19 protein-coding genes are annotated in these 20,156 nt (G+C 64.4%); 8 read left to right on the top strand and 11 right to left on the bottom strand.

Annotation, left to right across the window (positions count from 1 at the left end):
• Positions 1–79 precede the first annotated feature (79 nt).
• From AK81_RS26820 to AK81_RS26805, 4 genes are all read right to left on the bottom strand, one after another.
• Entirely contained in the window at positions 80–868 is a 789-nt protein-coding gene (locus AK81_RS26820; protein WP_043204221.1) for a substrate-binding periplasmic protein, read from the bottom strand.
• 226 nt (positions 869–1,094) lie between these two features.
• Positions 1,095–1,736 (bottom strand): LysE family translocator, encoded by a 642-nt coding sequence (locus AK81_RS26815; RefSeq protein WP_043204220.1) that lies wholly within the window; start codon positions 1,734–1,736, stop codon positions 1,095–1,097.
• A 51-nt stretch (positions 1,737–1,787) separates the two neighbouring features.
• Positions 1,788–1,988, bottom strand: a complete 201-nt coding sequence (locus tag AK81_RS26810; protein WP_012271937.1) for a DUF1289 domain-containing protein — start codon at positions 1,986–1,988, stop codon at positions 1,788–1,790.
• Positions 1,989–1,996: 8 nt separating this feature from the next.
• Positions 1,997–2,314 (bottom strand): hypothetical protein, encoded by a 318-nt coding sequence (locus AK81_RS26805; protein WP_043204218.1) that lies wholly within the window; start codon positions 2,312–2,314, stop codon positions 1,997–1,999.
• Between the two features lie 311 nt (positions 2,315–2,625).
• Between AK81_RS26805 and AK81_RS26800 the strand changes: the two genes are divergently transcribed.
• A complete protein-coding gene (locus AK81_RS26800) occupies positions 2,626–4,374 on the top strand; it encodes a BCCT family transporter (protein WP_043204217.1) in 1,749 nt (582 codons plus the stop codon).
• A gap of 148 nt (positions 4,375–4,522) precedes the next feature.
• Here AK81_RS26800 and AK81_RS26795 read toward each other — a convergent pair whose 3' ends face one another.
• Complete coding sequence (locus tag AK81_RS26795; protein ID WP_043204215.1) at positions 4,523–5,185, bottom strand: response regulator; 663 nt, start codon at positions 5,183–5,185, stop codon at positions 4,523–4,525.
• Positions 5,182–6,576: an ATP-binding protein gene (locus AK81_RS26790; protein ID WP_043204214.1), complete on the bottom strand. Its 1,395-nt coding sequence runs from the start codon at positions 6,574–6,576 to the stop codon at positions 5,182–5,184. The genes AK81_RS26795 and AK81_RS26790 overlap by 4 nt, the downstream gene beginning before the upstream one ends.
• 151 nt (positions 6,577–6,727) lie before the next feature.
• On the opposite strand from AK81_RS26790, the gene AK81_RS26785 reads away from it, so the two are divergent.
• From AK81_RS26785 to AK81_RS26775, 3 genes are read left to right on the top strand one after another with little or no spacing between them, the layout of a single operon-like run.
• The gene (locus AK81_RS26785; RefSeq protein ID WP_043204213.1) at positions 6,728–7,921 is read left to right on the top strand and encodes an efflux RND transporter periplasmic adaptor subunit; all 1,194 of its coding nucleotides are present in this window, start codon (positions 6,728–6,730) and stop codon (positions 7,919–7,921) included.
• Position 7,922: 1 nt separating this feature from the next.
• A complete protein-coding gene (locus AK81_RS26780; RefSeq protein ID WP_043204211.1) occupies positions 7,923–11,057 on the top strand; it encodes an efflux RND transporter permease subunit in 3,135 nt (1,044 codons plus the stop codon).
• Complete coding sequence (locus tag AK81_RS26775) at positions 11,057–12,436, top strand: efflux transporter outer membrane subunit (protein WP_043204210.1); 1,380 nt, start codon at positions 11,057–11,059, stop codon at positions 12,434–12,436. The genes AK81_RS26780 and AK81_RS26775 overlap by 1 nt, the downstream gene beginning before the upstream one ends.
• 172 nt (positions 12,437–12,608) lie before the next feature.
• On the opposite strand, the gene AK81_RS26770 is transcribed toward AK81_RS26775, so the two are convergent.
• Both AK81_RS26770 and AK81_RS26765 read right to left on the bottom strand, forming a co-directional pair.
• On the bottom strand, positions 12,609–13,088 hold the full coding sequence (locus tag AK81_RS26770) for a VOC family protein (protein ID WP_043204209.1): 480 nt from the start codon (positions 13,086–13,088) through the stop codon (positions 12,609–12,611).
• Between the two features lie 128 nt (positions 13,089–13,216).
• Positions 13,217–14,524 (bottom strand): OprD family porin, encoded by a 1,308-nt coding sequence (locus tag AK81_RS26765; RefSeq protein ID WP_430298516.1) that lies wholly within the window; start codon positions 14,522–14,524, stop codon positions 13,217–13,219.
• A 306-nt stretch (positions 14,525–14,830) separates the two neighbouring features.
• Here AK81_RS26765 and AK81_RS26760 point away from each other — a divergent pair, with 306 nt between their 5' ends.
• Positions 14,831–15,481 carry a TIGR04211 family SH3 domain-containing protein gene (locus AK81_RS26760; RefSeq protein WP_043204206.1) on the top strand — a complete coding sequence of 217 codons (651 nt, stop codon included), beginning with the start codon at positions 14,831–14,833 and terminating at the stop codon, positions 15,479–15,481.
• Positions 15,482–15,609: 128 nt separating this feature from the next.
• Here the strand turns inward: AK81_RS26760 and AK81_RS26755 are convergent, their stop codons facing one another.
• Positions 15,610–15,882, bottom strand: a complete 273-nt coding sequence (locus AK81_RS26755) for a hypothetical protein (RefSeq protein WP_043204205.1) — start codon at positions 15,880–15,882, stop codon at positions 15,610–15,612.
• Between the two features lie 93 nt (positions 15,883–15,975).
• Positions 15,976–16,896 carry a LysR family transcriptional regulator gene (locus AK81_RS26750; RefSeq protein ID WP_043204204.1) on the bottom strand — a complete coding sequence of 307 codons (921 nt, stop codon included), beginning with the start codon at positions 16,894–16,896 and terminating at the stop codon, positions 15,976–15,978.
• A gap of 123 nt (positions 16,897–17,019) precedes the next feature.
• Between AK81_RS26750 and AK81_RS26745 the strand changes: the two genes are divergently transcribed.
• The gene (locus AK81_RS26745; protein WP_043204203.1) at positions 17,020–17,754 is read left to right on the top strand and encodes an SDR family NAD(P)-dependent oxidoreductase; all 735 of its coding nucleotides are present in this window, start codon (positions 17,020–17,022) and stop codon (positions 17,752–17,754) included.
• 18 nt (positions 17,755–17,772) lie between these two features.
• Positions 17,773–17,979, top strand: coding sequence for a tautomerase family protein (locus tag AK81_RS26740; RefSeq protein ID WP_043204200.1), 207 nt, complete (start codon positions 17,773–17,775; stop codon positions 17,977–17,979).
• A gap of 7 nt (positions 17,980–17,986) precedes the next feature.
• Here the strand turns inward: AK81_RS26740 and AK81_RS26735 are convergent, their stop codons facing one another.
• Positions 17,987–18,868 (bottom strand): LysR family transcriptional regulator, encoded by an 882-nt coding sequence (locus tag AK81_RS26735; RefSeq protein WP_043204199.1) that lies wholly within the window; start codon positions 18,866–18,868, stop codon positions 17,987–17,989.
• A gap of 215 nt (positions 18,869–19,083) precedes the next feature.
• Here AK81_RS26735 and argC point away from each other — a divergent pair, with 215 nt between their 5' ends.
• On the top strand, positions 19,084–20,025 hold the full coding sequence (gene argC, locus AK81_RS26730) for an N-acetyl-gamma-glutamyl-phosphate reductase (protein WP_043204197.1): 942 nt from the start codon (positions 19,084–19,086) through the stop codon (positions 20,023–20,025).
• Positions 20,026–20,156 lie beyond the last annotated feature (131 nt).

Here is a 20,156-nt window from a genome sequence, read left to right as displayed (position 1 = left end):
GCGGCCCTTTCCGACCGGTCCGGCGCCCCGGCAAGGCCGCTCCCACAAAAATAGACCGCGCAGCACCTGAATCACTCGGTTACTGCCACCGCTCCAGGTTCTGCTTCAGCATCTGCTCGGGCAGCGCCCCGGCAACGATCTTCGCCATCTCCCGCGCCAGCGCTTCACGCAGCTCTGGCTTGTTGCAGGGCGAATCATGCGAGATCGCCAGGTACAACCCTTCGCTGGACACCGGTGGCTGCAACACCTGCACAGCGGCGGCGATGCCCAATGTGCGCGCCAGCGCCATGCCGGGGTACTGCTCGTACACCACGTAATCACTGCGCTTGTGCATCAGCTTCTCGAACGCCTGGCGTGCGCCGGGCACCGCTTCGAGGGTGAGGTTGGCCTGGGCGTATTCATCGAACTGCTGGCCATGGCTGTTGTTGACCAGGGTACCGCCTTTGCGGCCCTTCAGGTCTGCCCACTGGCGGTAGGCAAAGGCATTGTCCTGGCGCACCCAGACCACGCTCGGGGTACTCAGGAATGGCGGGGCGACAAAGTCCATCTGTTGCTGTCGGGCCTGGGTGATGAAATACCCGGCCAGCAGGTCGATCCGGCCGGTGCGCACTTCTTCCTGCGCCCGCGACCAGGGGCCGCCGTACACCACCTCGATGTCCAGCCCCAGCTGCTTGCCCAGGTACTTGAGCAGGTCGGCGTTGGCACCGATCAGTTGCTGAGGGTTTTGCGGGTTGCGCCACAGGTAAGGGGGGTATTCCGGGTTGCCGGTAGCGGTCAGCCGTCGGCATGGCTCGTCCGCTGCCACCGCCAAGGGCAGCAACAGGCAAGGCAACAGCAGCAAGGCTTGGCGCAAGCAACGCTGGATCATCTACAACCCTCGGCACATGTAACATCCGGCGACCCGGCGTGGTGGCCAAAGGCTGCCACATCCTGTGCTTGACCGCAGCATTGATCTGCGCGTGCTGTAGACAGTCTGGACCAAGAGCGATTAGTAGCGCGGCCTTTCATCGGCCAACAAAGCAACCGGCCAACAAAAAACCTTTGCCGATCACGGCGCCAGTCATCAACCGGCGCCCGGTTCGAGGTGTCGCGCCTCAGGCGCCCTGCCGACGCATTGCCAGGATCGCCGCGCCAAAGCCGATAAAGGTGGTGCCCACCACGCGGCTCACCCAGCGCGACATCGACGGACGGGTCAACACACCCTTGGCCCGCGCTGCCAGTGCGGCATACAAGCTCAGCGAAGCAAGCGACAAGCCCACGAAAATCCCGGTCAGGGTCAGAAACTGCGGCAACAACGCCGCACCCTGGTCGATGAACTGCGGGAACAGCGCGGTGAAGAACATGGTCGCCTTGGGGTTGGTCACGGCGGTGAGGAAAGCAGATTTGTACAGCTTCAGCGGTGTGGGCCGTACCTTGGCAGCACCCTCTGCGGCGCCTTGCTCCAGCATCGGGCTCTTTTTCAGCAACTGCCGCGCCCCGAGGTAGAACAGGTAACCGGCCCCCAGGATTTTCACGCCGTTGAACAATACTTCGGAACTGGCCAGCAACGCGCCCAGCCCAAGCATGGCCGCAGCCGACAGGCAGAACAGGCCCGAGCCATTGCCCAGCGACGACCAGATCGCGCTGCGCTGGCCGTGGGCCAGGGCGTTGTTGATGGCCATCAGGGTGGCAGGACCGGGGCTGGCGATCGCGATGGCAGCGACCAGGGTAAACGCAAACAGCGAGTGAGAATCCATTTTCAGGCTCGTCAGGCAAATCAGGCTAAGTTGCGTGCAGGGCACGCAGGTTCAGTCAGCATTCTGCCGTTTGGCTGCCTTCTTGGCGATAGCTTTCATGCGCGTTGCTGCGCGCTGCACGGTGGCCATCTTTTCCGGGCGTTTCATGCCCCGCCATTTGCGAATTTCGTCACGGGTGCGGCCACAGCTCACGCACAGCTCGCTGTTGAGCTGGCATAACGAGACGCAGGGGTTGTCGATATCTTTGGCCATGCCACCACTCAGCCGGGCATTTCCGCCCGTGCACGCTCGGCAGCGCTCTGGAACACCTGGCGGACTTCTTCAGACTTGGCTTTGCTGACCGACCTGGCAGCCAGCAGTTCATCGACCACACGAATGCACTGGCCCAGGGCGGTGTCCAGTTGTTCAACGTCGGAGGCGTCAGCGATATCACCCAGATAGGGAGCGATGAGGTACACGTAACGGTCCTGCAGCTTGAGCGCTGCCAGCGCGTCGAGGGCTTTCTGGAACCGATCGGCAGCGGCAGGGCTCATGCTCAATTTATCGAAATGAATCAGGCTCACACGGTCAGTGGCCATTGACGAATCTCCGTTTCCTGGTACGGCCTGGCCCACAAGCAGCAACGCTTCTACGGTGCTCGGATGTGCAGGCCAGGGTAATGCCCACAGGGTACCAGAACGCGAGACAGAAAGGGCCATCGCCCCCGGAACTAAAAGTAGTTGGCAGGTCGCGCAATGGACGCCCCAGGACGTTTACGGGACAGGAGCAGCGGTTTCGGGCACAGGATAATCGGCCGGCAAACTCCCCGCCGAGGCCGTCATCGAACTCGGTAGCCCATACAACAACAAGCCTGCGCGTGCAGGTAAACCACAAAGGGGCCTCATCATTCATGGCAAAGGAACACATCACCGAAACACTCGACCTTGGCGTGACAGACCCCTCGAAAACCGCAGAAGCCCGCCAGGACCGGCATTTCGAGGGCAAGCTCGACTGGATTGTCTTTGGTTTCACCAGCCTCCTGGCCATCGCATTCGTCCTCTGGGGCTTCCTCAACCAGGCCAGCCTCGCCAGCAGCGCCTCCAGCGCGCAATCCTGGGTCATTCTCAACTTTGGCTGGTTTTTCGTACTCACCTCGACGCTTTTCGTGGTGTTCGTGCTGTGGCTGGCCGCCAGCCGTTATGGCCGGGTGCCACTGGGCCGTGATGGCGAACAGCCAGAATTCCGCACGGTGTCCTGGGTGGCGATGATGTTCAGCGCCGGCATGGGCATCGGCCTGATGTTCTTCGGCGTTGCCGAGCCGCTGTCGCACTATGTGACGCCGCCACCCGGCTCGGCCACCGGGCAGACGAGCGAAGCGATGCAGGTGGCCATGGCCACCACCCTGTTCCACTGGACCCTGCACCCCTGGGCCATGTACGCCATCGTCGGCCTGGTGATTGCCTACGGCACCTACCGCCGGGGCCGCTCGCAGCTGATCTCCGCCGCATTCCGGCCGTTGATCGGCAAGCACGCCAACGGCCCCCTCGGCCGCCTGATCGACATGATGGCGATCTTCGCCACGCTGTTCGGCTCAGCGGCCTCGCTGGGCCTGGGTGCGCTGCAGATTGCCGGCGGGCTGGAATACAACGGCTGGATCGAAAACCCCGGCAAGCTGTTCTACATCGCCATCATCACCCTGCTGACCATTGCCTTCGTCACCTCGGCGGTGTCAGGCGTCGGCAAGGGCATCCAGTGGCTGTCCAACACCAACATGGTGCTGGCACTGGTGCTGGCGGTGTTCGTGTTCATGGTCGGCCCGACCCTGCTCATGCTCAACCTGCTGCCGACCTCGATCGGCATCTACATCAAGATGCTGCCGGAAATGATGGCCCGCACCAACGCCAGCGGCGGCGACCAGATGAACAGCTGGCTGGCCGGCTGGACCGTGTTCTACTGGGCGTGGTGGATTTCCTGGACACCGTTCGTGGGCATGTTCATCGCCCGCATCAGCCGTGGCCGCACCATCCGCCAGTTCGTCACCGGGGTGCTGCTGGTACCGAGCCTGGTCAGCCTGGTGTGGTTCACCATCTTCGGCGGTGCATCCATCGAGGCCGTGCGTGAAGGCGCCCTGCAGTTGGCCAACGGTGCAGTCAACAGCAACCAGGCGCTGTACCAGTTGCTGGACAGCTACCCGCTGGCGTCGGCCTCCTCGGTACTGGTCATGATCCTGGTGGGCATCTTCTTCGTTTCCGGTGCCGATGCGGCGTCACTGGTGATGGGCACGCTGTCGGAACACGGCACCACCGCGCCATCGCGGCGCACGGTGATTTTCTGGGGCGCGCTCACCGGGACGGTGGCGGCGATCATGCTGGCGATCGGCGACCCGCGTGACCCGGGCGAGGCGCTGACCGGGCTGCAGAACCTGACCATCGTCGTGGCCCTGCCCTTTGTGGTGGTGATGGTGCTGCTGTGCCTGGCGCTGTACCGCGACCTGCGCAAAGACCCGATGATGCTGCGCCACCTGCGTGGCAATGAGCTGATCGAGAAGGCCGTGTTGTATGGGGCGGTGAAGCATGGTGAAGAGTTCTACATCGTGGTGCAGGAAAAGAAGGCTTCGGTGAAAGCGACGCCAGTAGAGGCGGAAGTGACGGGCAACTGATCGGGTTAAGCCTTGGAACCTGGGGCTGCTGCGCAGCCCATCGCAGGCAAGCCAGCTCCCACAGGTAATGCATGAGCCTCGAAAGCAGTGCGATTCCTGTGGGAGCTGGCTTGCCTGCGATGGGCCGTGCAGCGGCCCCAATGACCCATCACTCGAACTCCAGGCTGTAACCCACGCCATACACCGAGCGGATCGGGTCGTGCCCCGGGGTCACCGCGGCCAGCTTGCGCCGCAGGTTCTTCACATGGCTGTCCACGGTGCGGTCGGCCACTACCCGGTGGTCCTGGTAGATGTGGTTCATCAACTGATCCCGGGACAACACCTGCCCCGGGCGTACCGCCAGCGCCGCCAGCATGCGGAACTCCACTGGCGTGAGCTCCAGGGCCACGCCCCGGTAGCGCGCCTGAAATGCCCTGGCATCCAGCTCAAGGCCCAGGTTGCCGGGCTGCTCGCCACTGCGGCGCAGCACCGCCTTCACCCGTGCCACCAGTTCGCGTGGCGAGAACGGCTTGCAGATGTAGTCGTCCGCGCCCAGTTCCAGGCCCAGCAGCCGGTCGATCTCATCTACACGGGCAGTCATCATGATCAGCGGCAGGCGGCTGAAACTGCGTAACTCACGGCAGATGTCCAGGCCGTCACGGCCCGGCAGCATCAGGTCGAGCAGCATCAGGTCGTACTGGCCCTGGCGAATGGCCGGGATCACCGCCAGGCCGTCAGCCAGGTGCTCGACGCTGTAACCGCCCACACGCAGATAATCGCCCACCAGTGCGGCGAGCTTGGGCTCGTCTTCAACCAACAAAATCCGGCTCATGCTTCGTCTCCTGCAACCGGCAGGGCCAGCGCCAGCAGCAGCCCGCCCATGGCGGAGGCCTTGGCAGTCAGCCGCCCGCCGTGCACTTCCGCGATACCGCGGCAGATTGCCAGGCCCAGCCCGGTGCCGCCACTGGCCCGGTTGCGCGAACGCTCCGCGCGGTAGAAGCGCTCGAACAGGCGCACCAACGACGCGCTGTCCACGCCCGGGGCGGTGTCTTCACATTGCACCAGCACCTGGTCACCCTCCTGGAATGCACGCAACACCGTATGGCCACCCGCATCGGTGTAGCGGCGGCTGTTCTCCAGCAGATTGTGCAACAACTGCCCGAGGCGCGACTCGTCGCCCATCACCCACAACGGCTGCCCGGGCAGCTCCAGGCGCAGTTCCAGGCCGCGCTCGGCAAAACTGGCCTCAAAGGCATCGGCCATCACCGGCAACAACACGCACAGGTCGATGCGCTCGCGGCGGTAAGTGGGGCCACCGACTTCCGCCAACGACAGATCGGACAGGTCGTCGACCAGCTTGCTCAACGCCCCCACCTCTCCCAACAGTGAACGCAAGGCATTGCCGTCGAGCGGGCGAATACCATCTTCCATCGCTTCCAGCTCAGCCCGCATCACCGCCAGTGGCGTGCGCAATTCATGGGAAATGTCCGCCATGAAATCGCGGCGCAGGCGCTCGTTACTGGCCAGCGTAGCGGCCATGCGGTTGAAGTCACCGGCCAGTTGCCCCGCTTCGTCTGCCGAGCGCACCGGCAGCTGGATGGCGTAGTCACCTGCAGCCAGACGATGAGTGGCGCTGGCCACTTCGCGGATGGGCCGCAGCAAGGCGCGGCTCAGCCACCAGGCGATGACTGCCGTGGCCAGCAAGCAGGCCAGGCCGATCAGCAGGCTGGAGCGCAATTGGTTGAGCTGAAAGCGCTGGTCACCAACGCTGGTCACCGACTGCAAGGGTGCCAAGGCCATCCAGCCAACCACCTGGCCCTGCTGGCGGACAGGGCGCAACAGCATGTCGGCCGGGGCGCCCTGGTAGCCAATGATCGGCTGACGTTGTGCGTCTAGCAGGGCAAAACGCACGAACGCGCCGGTCAGGTCGGAAACAGTCAGCAAGCTGGGGTCGAAACGTGCATTGGGCAGCACATCTTCCGGGCGCAGCAGCTCGAACCACTGGTCCTTGTCGCGGCGGATGAAGTCCCAACTGCCATTACGCGCATAAGCCTGCTCGACCCGCGGCACGATGCGCTCCATGCGCTCCTCGGCTTGCTGGTTGAGGTAGCCGAGAAAGCCGTACTTCAAGCTCAGGTAGGCGGCAAACACCATGCCCAGCACGGCGAACGCGCACACCGCGAGCATGGCGAAGAAGAACTTGCGCGAAAGGCTGACTCTCATGGCACCGCCGGCACGATGGAATAGCCCGTATTGAAGCGTGCAGGCCCCTGCGCCGCAAGGCACGCAGGGCAATCTCCATGCTTTCTGCACATTGCCTGCACAATTGCCGCGCACGCTGCAGCCATCGAAATCCTTTGGCTCGGAGCCTGCGATGCCTACTTTATTCCACTCCCTGATGTTCGCCCGCTCTCCCCTGACGCGCGCCCTGTTGCTGGGCGCCGGCCTGTTGCTCATCGGCGGTTGCCGCGAGGCCGAAACAACTGGCGCAGCGGCCCCCTTGCAAGAAGTTGCAGTGTACGAAGTGACCACCGCGGCCCAGGCCCTGACCACCACCCTGCCCGGCCGCGCCAGTGCCCACCTCGTCGCCGAAATCCGCCCGCAGGTCGGTGGCATCATCCAGAAGCGCCTGTTCAACGAAGGTGACACGGTCAAGGCTGGCCAGGCGCTGTACCAGATCGACCCACAGCCGTACCAGGCCGCGCTGGCCCAGGCCGAGGCCACCGTCAGTTCGGCCCGCGCCACACTCAAGGCCGCCGAGCTTAAGGCCAGACGCGATGCACAACTGGTGAAGATCGACGCCATCAGCGCCGAAGACAACGAAAGCGCCCAGGCCGCCCTGCTCGAAGCCCGCGCCAGCCTGCAATCGGCCCAGGCCACGCAGCGCAGCGCACGTATCAACCTCGACTACACCCGCATCAACGCACCCATCGATGGCCGCACCGCCACTTCCTCGGTCACCCCCGGCGCCTTGGTTACCGCCGAGCAGACAACAGCGCTGACAACCGTGCAGCAACTGGACCCGATCTACGTCGATTTCACCCAGCCCAGCAGCACCCTGCTGCGCCTGAAACGCGAACTGGCCGAAGGCAAGCTGGCCCCCAGCACACAGCAGGACGCCACCCGTATCAGCCTGGAGCTGGAAGACGGCAGCACCTACGCCCACGCTGGCACCCTCACCTTCAACGGCGTGAGCGTGGATGAAGGCACCGGCAGCGTGACCTTTCGCGCCGTGGTGCCGAACCCCGATGGCCTGCTGATGCCCGGCATGTACCTCAAGGCCACCGTGCAGGAGGGCGTACAGGCAGACGCCATCCTGGTGCCACAGCAGGCCGTGAGCCGTGACGAACGCGGCGACGCCACCGCCCTGGTGGTGGTCGACGGCAAGGTGCAGCAGCGCGAGCTGACCCTGGCCCGTGCAGTGGGCAACCGCTGGTGGGTCAGCCAGGGCCTGGTTGCTGGCGACCAGTTGATCGTCCAGGGCCTGCAAAAGGTCCGCGTCGGTCAGCAAGTCCAGGTACAGGACAACGCCCTGACCGCCCGCAACGACAGCAAGCGAGGCGAATGACATGGCACGTTTCTTCATCGACCGGCCGATCTTTGCCTGGGTCATCGCCATCCTGGTGATGCTGGGCGGCGGCCTGGCCATCTTCCAGCTGCCGCTGGCGCAATACCCCAACATTGCCCCACCGCAAATCAGCCTCAGCGCCACTTACACCGGCGCCTCGGCCAAGACCATGGAAGACTCGGTGACCCAGGTGATCGAGCAGCAGATGACCGGCCTCGACGGCCTCACCTACATGTCGTCCAGCAGCAGCTCGGCGGGCAGTGCCTCGATCACCCTCACCTTCGAGGCCGGTACCGACATCAACACCGCGCAGATGCTGGTGCAGACAAAGCTGGAGCAGGCCAAGGCGCGGCTGCCCGAAGCCGTGCAGCAACAAGGCATCGAGATTCACAACTCCGCCAGCGACTTCCTGATCATCCTCTCGCTGGTGTCGGACAACCCCGACGTCAGCGCCACAGACATCAGCGACTTCATCTCCAGCACCCTGTACGACCAGATCAGCCGGGTCAACGGCGTCGGCCAGGTGACCACGCTGGGTTCGAGCTATGCCATGCGCATCTGGCTTGACCCGGACAAGCTCAAGCAGTACGCGCTGATGCCATCGGATGTGAGCAGCGCGCTAGAGGCACAGAACGTCGACACCTCGGCCGGCCAGCTCGGCGCCCTACCCGCCCGCGCCGGCCAGCAGCTCAATGCCACCATCAATGCCCGCAGCAAGTTGCAGACCGCTGCGCAGTTCCGCGACCTGGTGCTCAAGCACAACAGCGCGGGCGCGGTGGTGACCCTGGCGGACGTGGCCCGTGTGGAGCTTGGCAGCGAAAGTTATGACGTGGTCGCCGAGCACAACGGCCGGCCCTCCGGCGGCTTGGCGGTGAGCCTGGCCACCGGCGCCAACGCGCTGGACGTGTCCGAAGCGGTGCAAGCCAAGCTCGCCGAACTGCAGCAGTTCTTCCCCAGCAAGCTGCAACTGCGCAGCGAAGTGGCCTACAACACCGCGCCGTTCGTGAAGATTTCCATCGAAGAGGTGGTCAAGACGCTGTTCGAGGCCATCGCCCTGGTGGTGCTGATCATGTACCTGTTCATGCAGAACCTGCGCGCCACGCTGATCCCGGCCATTGCCGTACCGGTGGTGTTGCTGGGTACTTTTGGTGTGCTGGCCCTGCTCGGTTACTCGATCAACACCCTGACCATGTTCGGCATGGTGCTGGCCATCGGCTTGCTGGTGGACGATGCCATCGTGGTGGTGGAAAACGTCGAACGCATCATGGCTGAAAAAGGCCTGCAACCCCGCGAGGCAACGCGCCAATCGATGGGCGAGATCAGCGGCGCGCTGGTGGGCATTGCCGTGGTGCTGTCGGCAGTCTTCGTGCCCATGGCGTTCTTTGGCGGCTCCACCGGGGTGATCTACCGGCAGTTCTCGGTCACCCTGGTGGCGGCGATGACCCTGTCGGTACTGGTGGCCATGACCCTCACCCCGGCCCTGTGCGCGACACTGCTCAAGCCCGTGTCTGCCCACGGCGAACCGCGCCACGGCTTCTTCGGCTGGTTCAACCGCCACTTCGAGCGCACTTCCCGGGGTTACCAACAGGCGGTCGGCAAGGTGCTGGCACGGCCGCTGCGTGGCCTGCTGGTGTACGCCCTGGTGCTGGGTGGCGTGGCGCTGATGTTCCAGAAACTGCCGTCGGCGTTTTTGCCCGAAGAGGATCAGGGCATGCTGATGATGCAGATGACCCTGCCGGTGGGCGGCACCGACGAACGCCTGCAGGCGGTGAGCAGCCAGGTGCAGGATTACATGCTGCAGCAACCGGAAGTGGCCTCGATCCTGACCGTGCGCGGCCTGGGCAATGGCGGCAACGCCCAGAACTCGGGGCGCGGTTTTATCAAGCTGAAGGACTGGAGCGAACGCCTGGGCGAGCAGCACAGCGCCGCGGCCGTGGCGCAACGGGCCAACATGGCACTGTCGAAGATCCTCGACGCCAACGTGTTCGTCATCGCGCCGCCAGCCATTCAGGGCCTGGGCCAGAGTTCGGGCTTTGATGTGCAGTTGCAGGACCTGGCCGGCCTGGGCCACGCCGAGCTGCTGAAGGCACGTGACCAGTTCATCGAGCTGGCTGCCAAGGACCCGCGCCTGGCCAATGTGCGTGCCCAGGGCCTGGAAGACACGCCCCAGCTGAACGTCGCCATCGACGACCGCAAGGCCGGGGCCATGGGGGTTGCCGCCAGTGACATCAACGCCACCCTCAGCACCGTGATGGGTGGCAGCTACGTCAACGACTTCGTCGATGCCGGCCGGGTGAAGAAGGTCTACCTGCAAGGCGAAGCCGACAAGCGCATGCTGGCCGAGGACATCGGCGCCTGGTACGTACGCAACGACAGTGATGCCATGGTGCCGTTGTCGGCGTTCACCAGCACCTCGTGGAGCACTGCTTCGCCGCTGCTGGAGCGCTTCAATGGCTTTGGTGCGTACGAACTGGTTGGCGAGCCGGCCAGTGGCGTCAGCTCTGGCGACGCCATGGCGGCCGTCGAGCAGATCATGGCGCAGTTGCCGGAAGGCATCGGCTATGCCTGGGCCGGCCAGTCCTACCAGGAACGCCTGGCCGGCAACCAGGCGCCGTTGCTGTATGCCATTTCCATCCTGTTCGTGTTCCTGTGCCTGGCGGCGCTGTACGAGAGCTGGTCGGTGCCGTTCGCGGTGATGCTGGTGGTGCCGGTGGGCATCCTTGGCGCGCTGGTGCTGACCGGGCTGCGCGGCCTGGCCAACGATGTGTACTTCCAGGTCGGCCTGCTGACCACCGTGGGCCTGGCGGCGAAGAACGCCATCCTGATTGTCGAGTTCGCCAAGGAAGGCTACGAACGCGGCCAGGACTTGCTGGCCGCCACCCTGGAGGCCGTGCGCATCCGCCTGCGTCCGGTGCTGATGACTTCACTGGCGTTCATCCTCGGCGTGCTGCCGCTGGCCCTGAGCAACGGTGCCGGTGCCGGAGGGCGCCAGGCCATCGGTACCGGTGTGCTTGGCGGCATGCTCGCCGCCACCTTGCTCGGCCTGTTCTTCATCCCCTTGTTCTATGTGCTGGTGCAGCGCCTGGCAGCCCGCCGCAACGCCCCACGCACCGACGTTATCGCAGGAGAAGCCTGATGCGCCTGTCCCCTCTTCCCTTGGTGCTGGTGCTGGCCCTGGCCGGTTGCGTGAACCTGGCACCGGACTACCAGCGCCCCGCCGCGCCAGTGGCCAAGCAATGGCCTGCCACCACGGCCAGCAGTAGCAACGGTGCCGACATCGCCTGGCAAGCCCTGTTCGTCGACACCCGCCTGCGTGACACCGTGGCGTTGGCCTTGGCCAACAACCGTGACCTGCGCGTGGCGGTATTGAACGTCGAGTATCAGCGCGCGCAATACCGTATCCAGCGTGCGGCGTTGTTGCCGTCGGTTTCCGCCAGTGCCGACGGCACCCGCCAACGCAGCGTAAGCGATGGCAGCAACGCGGTCAGCAGCCAGTACAGCGTCGGCGTGGGGGTGAGCAGTTACGAGCTGGACCTGTTCGGCCGCCTCGGCAACCTCAAGGACGCCGCGCTGGAAGACTATCTGGCGCTGGAGCAGACCCGGCGCAGCACGCAGATCAGCCTGGTGGCTGAAGTGGCCAGTGCCTGGATGACCCTGGCGGCCGACCAGCAGCTGCTGGCACTGGCCCAGGAAACCTACGCCAGCCAGCAGAAAACCCACGACCTTGTGCAGCAGAGCCACGCGCTGGGTGGCGAGTCTGGCCTCAGCCTGGCGCAGGCGCTGAGCACTGTGGAATCGGCACGGGCCGACGTTGCCAGCTACCAAAGCCAGGTGGCGCAGGACCGCAACGCACTGGAGTTACTGGTGGGGCGCCGCCTGGACGACAAACTGTTGCCGGGGAACGCCCGCCTCGATGCCGCGCTGCTGGTCGGCGTGCCGGCTGGCTTGCCGTCAAGCCTGTTGCAGCGGCGCCCGGATGTGCTGGCCGCCGAACACACGCTCAAGGCAGCCAATGCCGACATTGGCGCGGCGCGGGCGGCGTTCTTCCCCAGCGTCACCCTGACCGCCAGCGGTGGCAGCGCCAGCAGCGAGCTGTCCGGTTTGTTTGCCGGTGGCAGCCGCGCCTGGAGCTTTGCGCCATCGATCAACCTGCCGATCTTCAATGCCGGCAGCAACCGGGCGGCGCTGGATGCGGCCAAGGTCAGCCGCGACATCGAGGTGGCCACCTATGAGAAAACCCTGCAGACCGCCTTCAGCGAAGTGGCCGATGCGTTGGCCGTGCGGGGGCACATCAATGAGCGGCTGGACGCCCAGCGTGGCCTGACCAGTGCCACCGAGAAAAGCTATGACCTGTCGCTGGCGCTGTACAAGCAAGGGTCGGAAAGCTTCCTTGAGGTACTGGATGCGCAGCGCTCGCTGTACTCGGCGCAGCAGACGCTGATCAGCCTGGCGCTTGCAGAGCAGCAGAACCGGGTAACGCTGTACAAGGTATTGGGGGGTGGCTGGCAGGGTTAAGACCGCAGGGTATTGTTCAGAATCTAAAGGCTTGCGTGATCCCTGTGGGAGCGGGCATGCCCGCGAACACCGGCAGAGCCGGTGCCATCCACCGCGTTGGCTGCTTCGCCGGCTTGCCCGCTCCCACAGGGCCTGCGCCGCCCACTCGGCAACCCAAGCCGCACCCGAGGGATCACCCTTTCAATGCTGCCGCTATCCTGGCCACGTCAATCTTGCCCATCTGCATCATGGCCTCGAACGCCCGCTTGGCCGCCGCGCGGTCAGGGTGGCCGATGGCCTCGATCAGGATGCGAGGGGTGATCTGCCAGGAAATCCCCCATTTGTCCTTGCACCAGCCACACACGCTGGCCTCGCCGCCATTACCGATGATCGCATCCCACAAACGGTCGGTTTCGGCCTGGTCTTCGGTACTGACCTGGAACGAAAACGCCTCACAGTGCTTGAACGTCGAGCCGCCATTGAGCCCCACACAGGGGATGCCCATGACGGTGAATTCGACGGTAATGACATCGCCCTCCTTGCCCGAAGGGTAGTCAGCAGGCGCCTTGTGCAGCGCGATCACCTTGCTGTCCGGAAAGATGCTGGCGTAGAAGTTGGCGGCCTCCTCGGCATCGTTGTCGTACCAGAGGCAGATGGTGTTCTTGGCAGTCATGGCCGTGCTCCATGAAGGGTGTGGACCCTTGAGTCTAGCCCGCACCCTTGAGCATAAAAAAAGCGCCCCATACGGAGCGCCAAAACATCCACCCAAACCAAAGGAGCTGCAACGCTACCCAGGTGAATTCACAGGACCGACAACGGGTACTCAACGATCAGCCGCACTTCGTCCAGGTCCGACTCGAACGCTGTGGCCCGGGTAGTGGCCTGGCGCACGCGCAGCGACAAGTCCTTGGCCGCGCCGGTCTGCACCACGTACTTCACCTCGATGTCACGCTCCCAGCGCTTCTGGTCGGTCAGCGGGTTGCCGTCAGCATCGCGCCGCATGTACACAGCGTTGGCATTGGAATAGTCGGCGTCGGTGCCTTTGCCGTAGCGCGTCATGAACGACAGCCCGGGAATACCGTAGGCGGCCATGTTCAGGTCATAACGCAGCATCCACGAACGCTCTTTGGGCGAGTTGAAGTCGCTGTACTGGATGGAGTTGTCGAGGAAGATCGAATCGGACTGGCGCAGGTAGTCGAAGTCATCGTCGCCCTGGTTGCGCTGGTGAGTCAGCGCCAGGGTATGGGCGCCGAAGCGCACACCCAGCCTGGCGCTCCAGATATCGTTGTCGAAGGTTCCCAGGCGCTGCTGCCCTTCATCCACGGCTTTGTAATAGTTGAAGCCGCCAATCAGGGCCAGCTCATCGCTCAGCGGCCAGCTCAGGCTGGTGCCAGCGTAGTACTGGTTCCACACATCCACGAGCCGGCTGCTGAACAGGCTGACGCTGACATGTTCGCTGAGCGTGTAGTCACCGCCGCCATAGGCGATCCATGGCGAGTCGACCGGGCCGCCGTAGAAGGTCACGAAGTTCTCCCGCAGGTCGCTGGACACCGGCTGGCTCATGGCATGCAGGCGCCCGGCCTGTAGGGTGAGGTCCTTGATGCTGGTGTTTTCCAGGGTCACGCCACGAAAGCTTTCCGGCAGCAGCCGTGAGTCGCCAGCGGCCACCACCGGGTTGGCCGGGAACACATCGCCTACCTTCAGCACCGTGTCGTACAGGCGCACCTTGGCCGCACCGCCCACCTTGGTGTACGCGTCACGGGCCTGGCCGTCGTGGTCTACCGGCAATACATCGAACGAACTGCGCCCGCCGTTGCGGCCGCCGCCGGTGTCCAGCTTGAGGCCGAGCATGGCGAATGCATCCAGGCCGACACCCACGGTGCCCGGGGTAAAACCCGACTCGAATCGGGCAATCACGGCGTGGGCCCAGGCTTCGGAATAACCGTTGTCGGGTTGCTTGCCGGGGTTGTGCGTGGGGGCTGCGGAATCGCGGTTGTCGCGGTTGAAGTAGAAGTTGCGGTTGAGCACGCTGAGCGTGCTGCCCTCGATAAAACCATCCGCGGCTTCGTCCGCCGCCATCGCCAGGTTGCCGACGCCGGATAGCGCCATGCACGCAGCCAGTTTCAGGGGTGATCTGCAGGTCATCCGATGCTCCTTGTACGTCGTCTTTATTGTTGTGTCGGCTGGCCGAGATTGACGGCCGGCACATAACGCCAAGGTGATCCGCGCATTACAATTGCGTCATCGGCGCCGAAGCGCTCTGGGGCGAGTTCTGCAACATCCTGCAGACATTTCCGATATTAGGTAGTGAACCTGCCTACAAAAAAAGGGTCTTTGGCTGACGGTCAACTCACCGACCGGTTCATCGGCCCAGTCACCGGGCCTACTTTTGTCCTGTTTCAGCGAAGACCCAACATGCCCGAATCCCGCCCAACCGCTTCCGTCCTCCCTGCCCTGCGCGGCGGCCTGATTGCCGCCTTGGTGGCCCTTGCCGCGCCGGTGCACGCCGAAGAGCCCGCCAGCGACGCACGCTGGGTCAGCGACAGCCTGAGTACCTATGTGCGCAGCGGCCCCACCGACGGCCACCGCATCGTCGGTACCCTGAAGTCCGGGCAACAGCTGACCCTGCTCGGCACCCAGGGCAATTACAGCCAGGTGCGTGGGCAGAATGGCGATGTGGTGTGGATACTCAGCAACGACCTGCAAGCGGTGCCGGGCCAGAACGAGCGCCTGCCGCAGCTCGACGCCAAGGTCGCGGAGCTGACCGGGCAGTTGAAGACCATCGACGACAGCTGGAAGAGCCGCGTGCAGGGCATGCAGGAAACCCTCGATTCACGCAAGCAGCTGATCGACGAACTGGAGACGCGCAACAAGGCGCTGAATGAACAGTTCGACCAGAGCCAGTCGGAGCTGCGCGATACCCAGGCGCGCCTGGGTGACGAGAACAAGCAGGTGATGATGCGCTACATGGTGTATGGCGGCAGCATTGCCGGTGCGGGCTTGCTGGCCGGGCTGATCTTGCCGGCGCTGACCCGTGGGCGGAAGAAGAACGATCGCTGGTTCTGACAGCGGGCCACCCTGCACTGGCCCCTTCGCGGGCTTGCCCGCTCCCACAGGTACTGTACAAGCGTTGAATCTGTTGCAAATCCTGTGGGAGCGGGCAAGCCCGCGAAGAGGCCAGTGCAGGAATGCGCCTACCTGCCGCGCGCTTTGTTGTAGATGGTCTTGGCCCGGTCTGCCGAGGCCTGGCACTTGGTCATGTCGCCCGCAGCCTGCCCTTCCTTGGCTTGCTTCAGCAGTTCGTGATAATCGTGCGCCATGCCCCCATGTATGGCCTGGCCATCTGTCTTCTGGATGTCTTCAAGCTCCTTGATCTTGGCCGCACAATTGCTCGCAGGGTCTGCGTGTGCGGCAAAGCTGAGGACGGACGCAATCACCAGCAGGGGTATGCATTTCGTGGATTTCATGGAGCGTTCTCCTGGAAAACCATAGGGTTCGTCGAGGCGCGTTCGCTCGACGCAGCCAAAAGCATAGTAGGCCCACGCCTGCCCCGCCCCCCCTCAGCCCAGCGGTCGCCCGGTCTCGGCAAACAGGAAATCGATGAACACCCGCACCCGCAACGGCATGTGCCGCGCCTGTGGGTAGATCAGCAAGAACGGCCGCGAAGTCCCGCCAAACTCGGTCAGCACTTCCACCAGTTCACCACTGGCCAGTGCATCCTGCACGGTAAAGCGGTAAGCCTGCATCAGCCCACCGCCATTGCGCACCAGCGTGACAGTGGCGAGAAAATCGCCCAGGCAGGTAAACGCGCCCTGGGTTTCGAGTTCCACCTGGCGGCCATCCTGTCGAAAGGTCCACGGCGGGCGACGTCCACTGCTGGGCATTTCAAACTGGATGCACTCATGCTGTTGCAAGTCCTGTAGCGCCTGAGGCGTACCGGCGCGGGCCAGGTAACCCGGGGTGGCCACAACCACCAGCTCGGCATCCTCCAGGCGGCGTGCCACCAAACGTGAATCGGCCGGTTCGCGGCCACGAATGGCCAGGTCGAACGGTTCCTCGGCAAAGTCGACGTTGCGGTTGCTGACATGCACATCCACTTGCACCTTCGGATAGCGTTGGCGAAAACGCGGCAGCAACGGCAACAGCCGGTGGTGGGCATAAGGCGTGGGCGCACTGATGCGCAGTAGGCCACTGGGTTCGACCTGGCCGCCCGTCACCTGACGTTCGGCTTCGACCAGTTGCCCAAGCGCCTGTCGGCATTGCTGGTAATAGGCCTGGCCTGCGCTCGACAGGCGCATCTGCCGGGTGGTCCGGACGAACAGGCGTACACCCAAGCGCTCCTCCAGACGCGCCACGCTGCGGCTGACCGCCGCCGGGGTGACGCCGGCCTCCGTGGCTGCGGCAGTGAAGCTGCCGCTGTCAGCGGCCAGGCAGAACAGCTCCAGGCTGCCCAGCTGCAGGTCATCGAAGTGGCGGGTCATCGCGGCTCTATTGATTACATGATGTATCGATTGAAATGCCTTACGCCTCATTTTTCAAGCGCTGGTAGCGGCCTACAGTGACGCCACACCGAGCCGATGCTCATTTCACTGGAGATCATGCACATGAACAAGCAACGCACCGTCATCATCACCGGGGCCTCCAGCGGCCTGGGGTTCGCCCTGGCCGAGGCCTTCCTCGAACGCGGCGACAACGTGGTCGGCAATGCCCGTAGCCCGGCACGCCTGGAGCAGGCCGCCACCCGCCTCGGCAACCCCTCGCGCTTCATCGGCGTGGCGGGCGACATCGCCGAAGCGGACACGGCGCAGCGGCTGTTCGCTACCGCCCTGCAATCCTTTGGCGGCGTGGACGTCCTGATCAACAACGCCGGCATTTTCATTGCCAAACCGTTTGTCGAGTACAGCGAGGCAGATGTCGACGCGCTGGTCGGCACCAACCTCAAGGGCTTCTTCTACCCGGCCCAGGAAGCGGCGCGGATCATGACCCGGCAAGGGTCCGGGCAGATCATCGCCATCACTGCCTCCATCGCCCTGCAACCGGACACCCGCGTGCCCGCGCTGCTGCCAGTGCTGGTAAAGGGTGGCCTGAACCAGGCGGTGAAAGGCCTGGCATTGGAACTGGCGGCCAGCGGCGTGCAGGTGAATGCCGTGGCGCCGGGTATCATCGAGACACCGCTGCATGGCGACAATGTGCAGGGGATGGGCGCGTTGTCGCCCAGTGGCCGCACCGGCTCGCCTCAGGATGTGGTGGACGCGGTGCTGTATCTGGCCGACTCGCGCTTTGTCAGCGGTGTGATTCTGCCTGTGGATGGCGGTAGCACCGCTGGCACCTGGCACTGACCCGAGGAGCGCACAGCCATGCCTTATGTCCATATCCGCGTGACCGATGAAGGGGTTACTGCCGAGCACAAGCGCCAGCTCATCGAGGGGACGACCCGCCTGCTGCAAGACGTGCTGGGCAAGCCACCGGCCAGTACTTTTGTGGTGATCGAAGAGGTGCCAACCGACAACTGGGGCGTAGGTGGCGAGACGGTGACCGTAGTCCGGGGGCGAGAGCGGGCTTGATGGCCCCTCACTGCCGCAACCGCTCCAACGCCTGCAACACATACCCCGTGGCCCGCTCCACCTGGCCCTCCCGACAGGCAATACCCAACTGCCGCCACAACCCGGGTCGCAGTGGCCGGCGCGCAATGCGCCGGTCCAGTTCGGCTGCCTCGCCTTCCTGCGGCAACAACGTCGCGCCGTACCCGGCCCCGACCAGGCTCTTGATCGCATCGTTGTAATTCAGCTCGATCCGCGGCTCGGGGTACAACCCTGCTGCCGCGAACCACTCGCCGGTAACCCGTGATAGCTGGGTACTGCTGTCGTTGAGAATCAACGCCCGCTGCGCCAGCCAGGCCGGTGTCACCTTCGCCGGCGGCTGCCAGTCGGCCGGTACGTAGGCCAGGATCGGGTCGCGCCGCCAGGGGGTAACGGTCAGCCCTTTGCCGGCCACCTGCGGCAAGGCCACCAGGCCGATATCCAGCGTCCCTTCACGCAATCGCCCCAGCGATGCCTGGGAGGTCAGCACTTGTACCTGCACGTCGATCCCCGGATGGTCCACACGCAGGTGCTCCAGCGCCTGCGGCAGCAAGTGGGCAATGGCACCGGTAGACGCGCCCAGGCGTACCCGGCCGGTCAGCCCCTCGACCTGGCGGCGTACTTCGTCCAGTGCCAGGTCGGCATCGGCCAGCAGGCGCCGGGCGCGGGCCAGCAGCGTTTCCCCAATGGCCGTGGGGCGTACCTGGCCGCGGGTGCGGCTGAGCAACGGAGCGCCGATACGTGCCTCCAGTTCGGCCACGTGCAGGCTGATGGTGGGCGGCGCCAGGTTGAGCTGGCGGGCGGCCTCGGCAAAAGAGCCCAGGTCGGCGATGACCACCAGGGTGCGGAGGCGGTCGAGGCTGATTTCACGCATTGTCAGTGGCGGCCCTTTCGCGGGCAAACCCGTTCCCACAGGTTCACCACTTTTATCAAAACCACCACCAACCTTGTGGGAGCGGGTTTACCCGCGAATAGGCCGGCACTGGATACCTTGTTCAGTAAAACTGAACATATCGATCATCATATTAAAATTTTCATTACCAAAGCCACAGGCGACCATAGGCTATCTTTCCCCAACCGGACCCGACCATGCACACTCCTGTTGTCTTCATCGACGGCGATCAAGGCACCACCGGCCTGCAGATCCATGCCCGCCTGCAAGGCCGCAGCGACCTGCGCCTGCTCACCCTGCCCGAGGCCGAGCGCAAAGACCCACAGCGCCGCCGCGAGGCCATCAACAGCGCCGACATCGCCCTGCTGTGCCTGCCCGACGACGCCGCTCGTGAGGCCGTGGCGGCGATCCACAACCCACAGGTGCGGGTGATCGACGCCAGTTCGGCGCACCGCACCACCCCGGGCTGGGTCTATGGCCTGCCAGAACTGGACGACCAGCAGGCCGAACGCATCGCCCAAAGCAAGCGCGTCAGCAACCCCGGCTGCTACCCCACTGGCGCCATCGCCTTGCTACGCCCACTGGTCAAGGCCGGGTTACTGCCAGCCGACTATCCGCTGGGCATCCATGCCATCTCCGGCTATTCCGGCGGTGGCCGCGCGGCGGTCGAGCGCCACGAACAACCCGGTGCCGGTAATGCCCCGGTCTTGCAACTTTATGGGCTGGAGCTGGCGCACAAGCACGTACCCGAAATCCAGCAACACGCCGGGCTGTCGGCACGGCCGGTGTTCATGCCTGGCTACGGTGCCTACCGCCAGGGCATCGTGCTGAGCATCCCGCTGCAATTGCGCCTGCTACCGGGCAAGGTCAGCGCCGAACAGCTGCAGGCCTGCCTGGAACAGCATTACCAGGGCGCACGCCAAGTGCAGGTGATGCCGCTGCATCAGCAGGGCGCAGCCGCAAACCTCGACCCCGAGGCATTGAACGACAGCAACGAGCTGCGCCTGGCGCTGTATGCCAACCCCGAGCATGGCCAGGTCTTGCTGACCGCCGTGTTCGATAACCTGGGCAAAGGCGCTTCGGGCGCGGCCGTGCAAAACCTCGACCTGATGCTCGGTGCACTACAGCAACAAGGCTGACACGGCAAAACCGGTTAAACTGTACAGCCCGCGCCAACCTGGCCCGGGCTGTATTCCCACCCGCCGGAGCCCGCCCCCCGATGTTCATCCTGAGCCGCCTCGACAGCGTGCCGCCCGAATCTTTCCAGAAC

The sequence above is a fragment of the Pseudomonas putida W15Oct28 genome (genome assembly GCF_000708715.2).
Classification (GTDB): Bacteria; Pseudomonadota; Gammaproteobacteria; order Pseudomonadales; family Pseudomonadaceae; genus Aquipseudomonas; species Aquipseudomonas putida_R.
The sequence above is the reverse complement of the archived record's forward strand: the minus strand, read 5'-3'. Positions and strand labels throughout refer to the sequence as shown.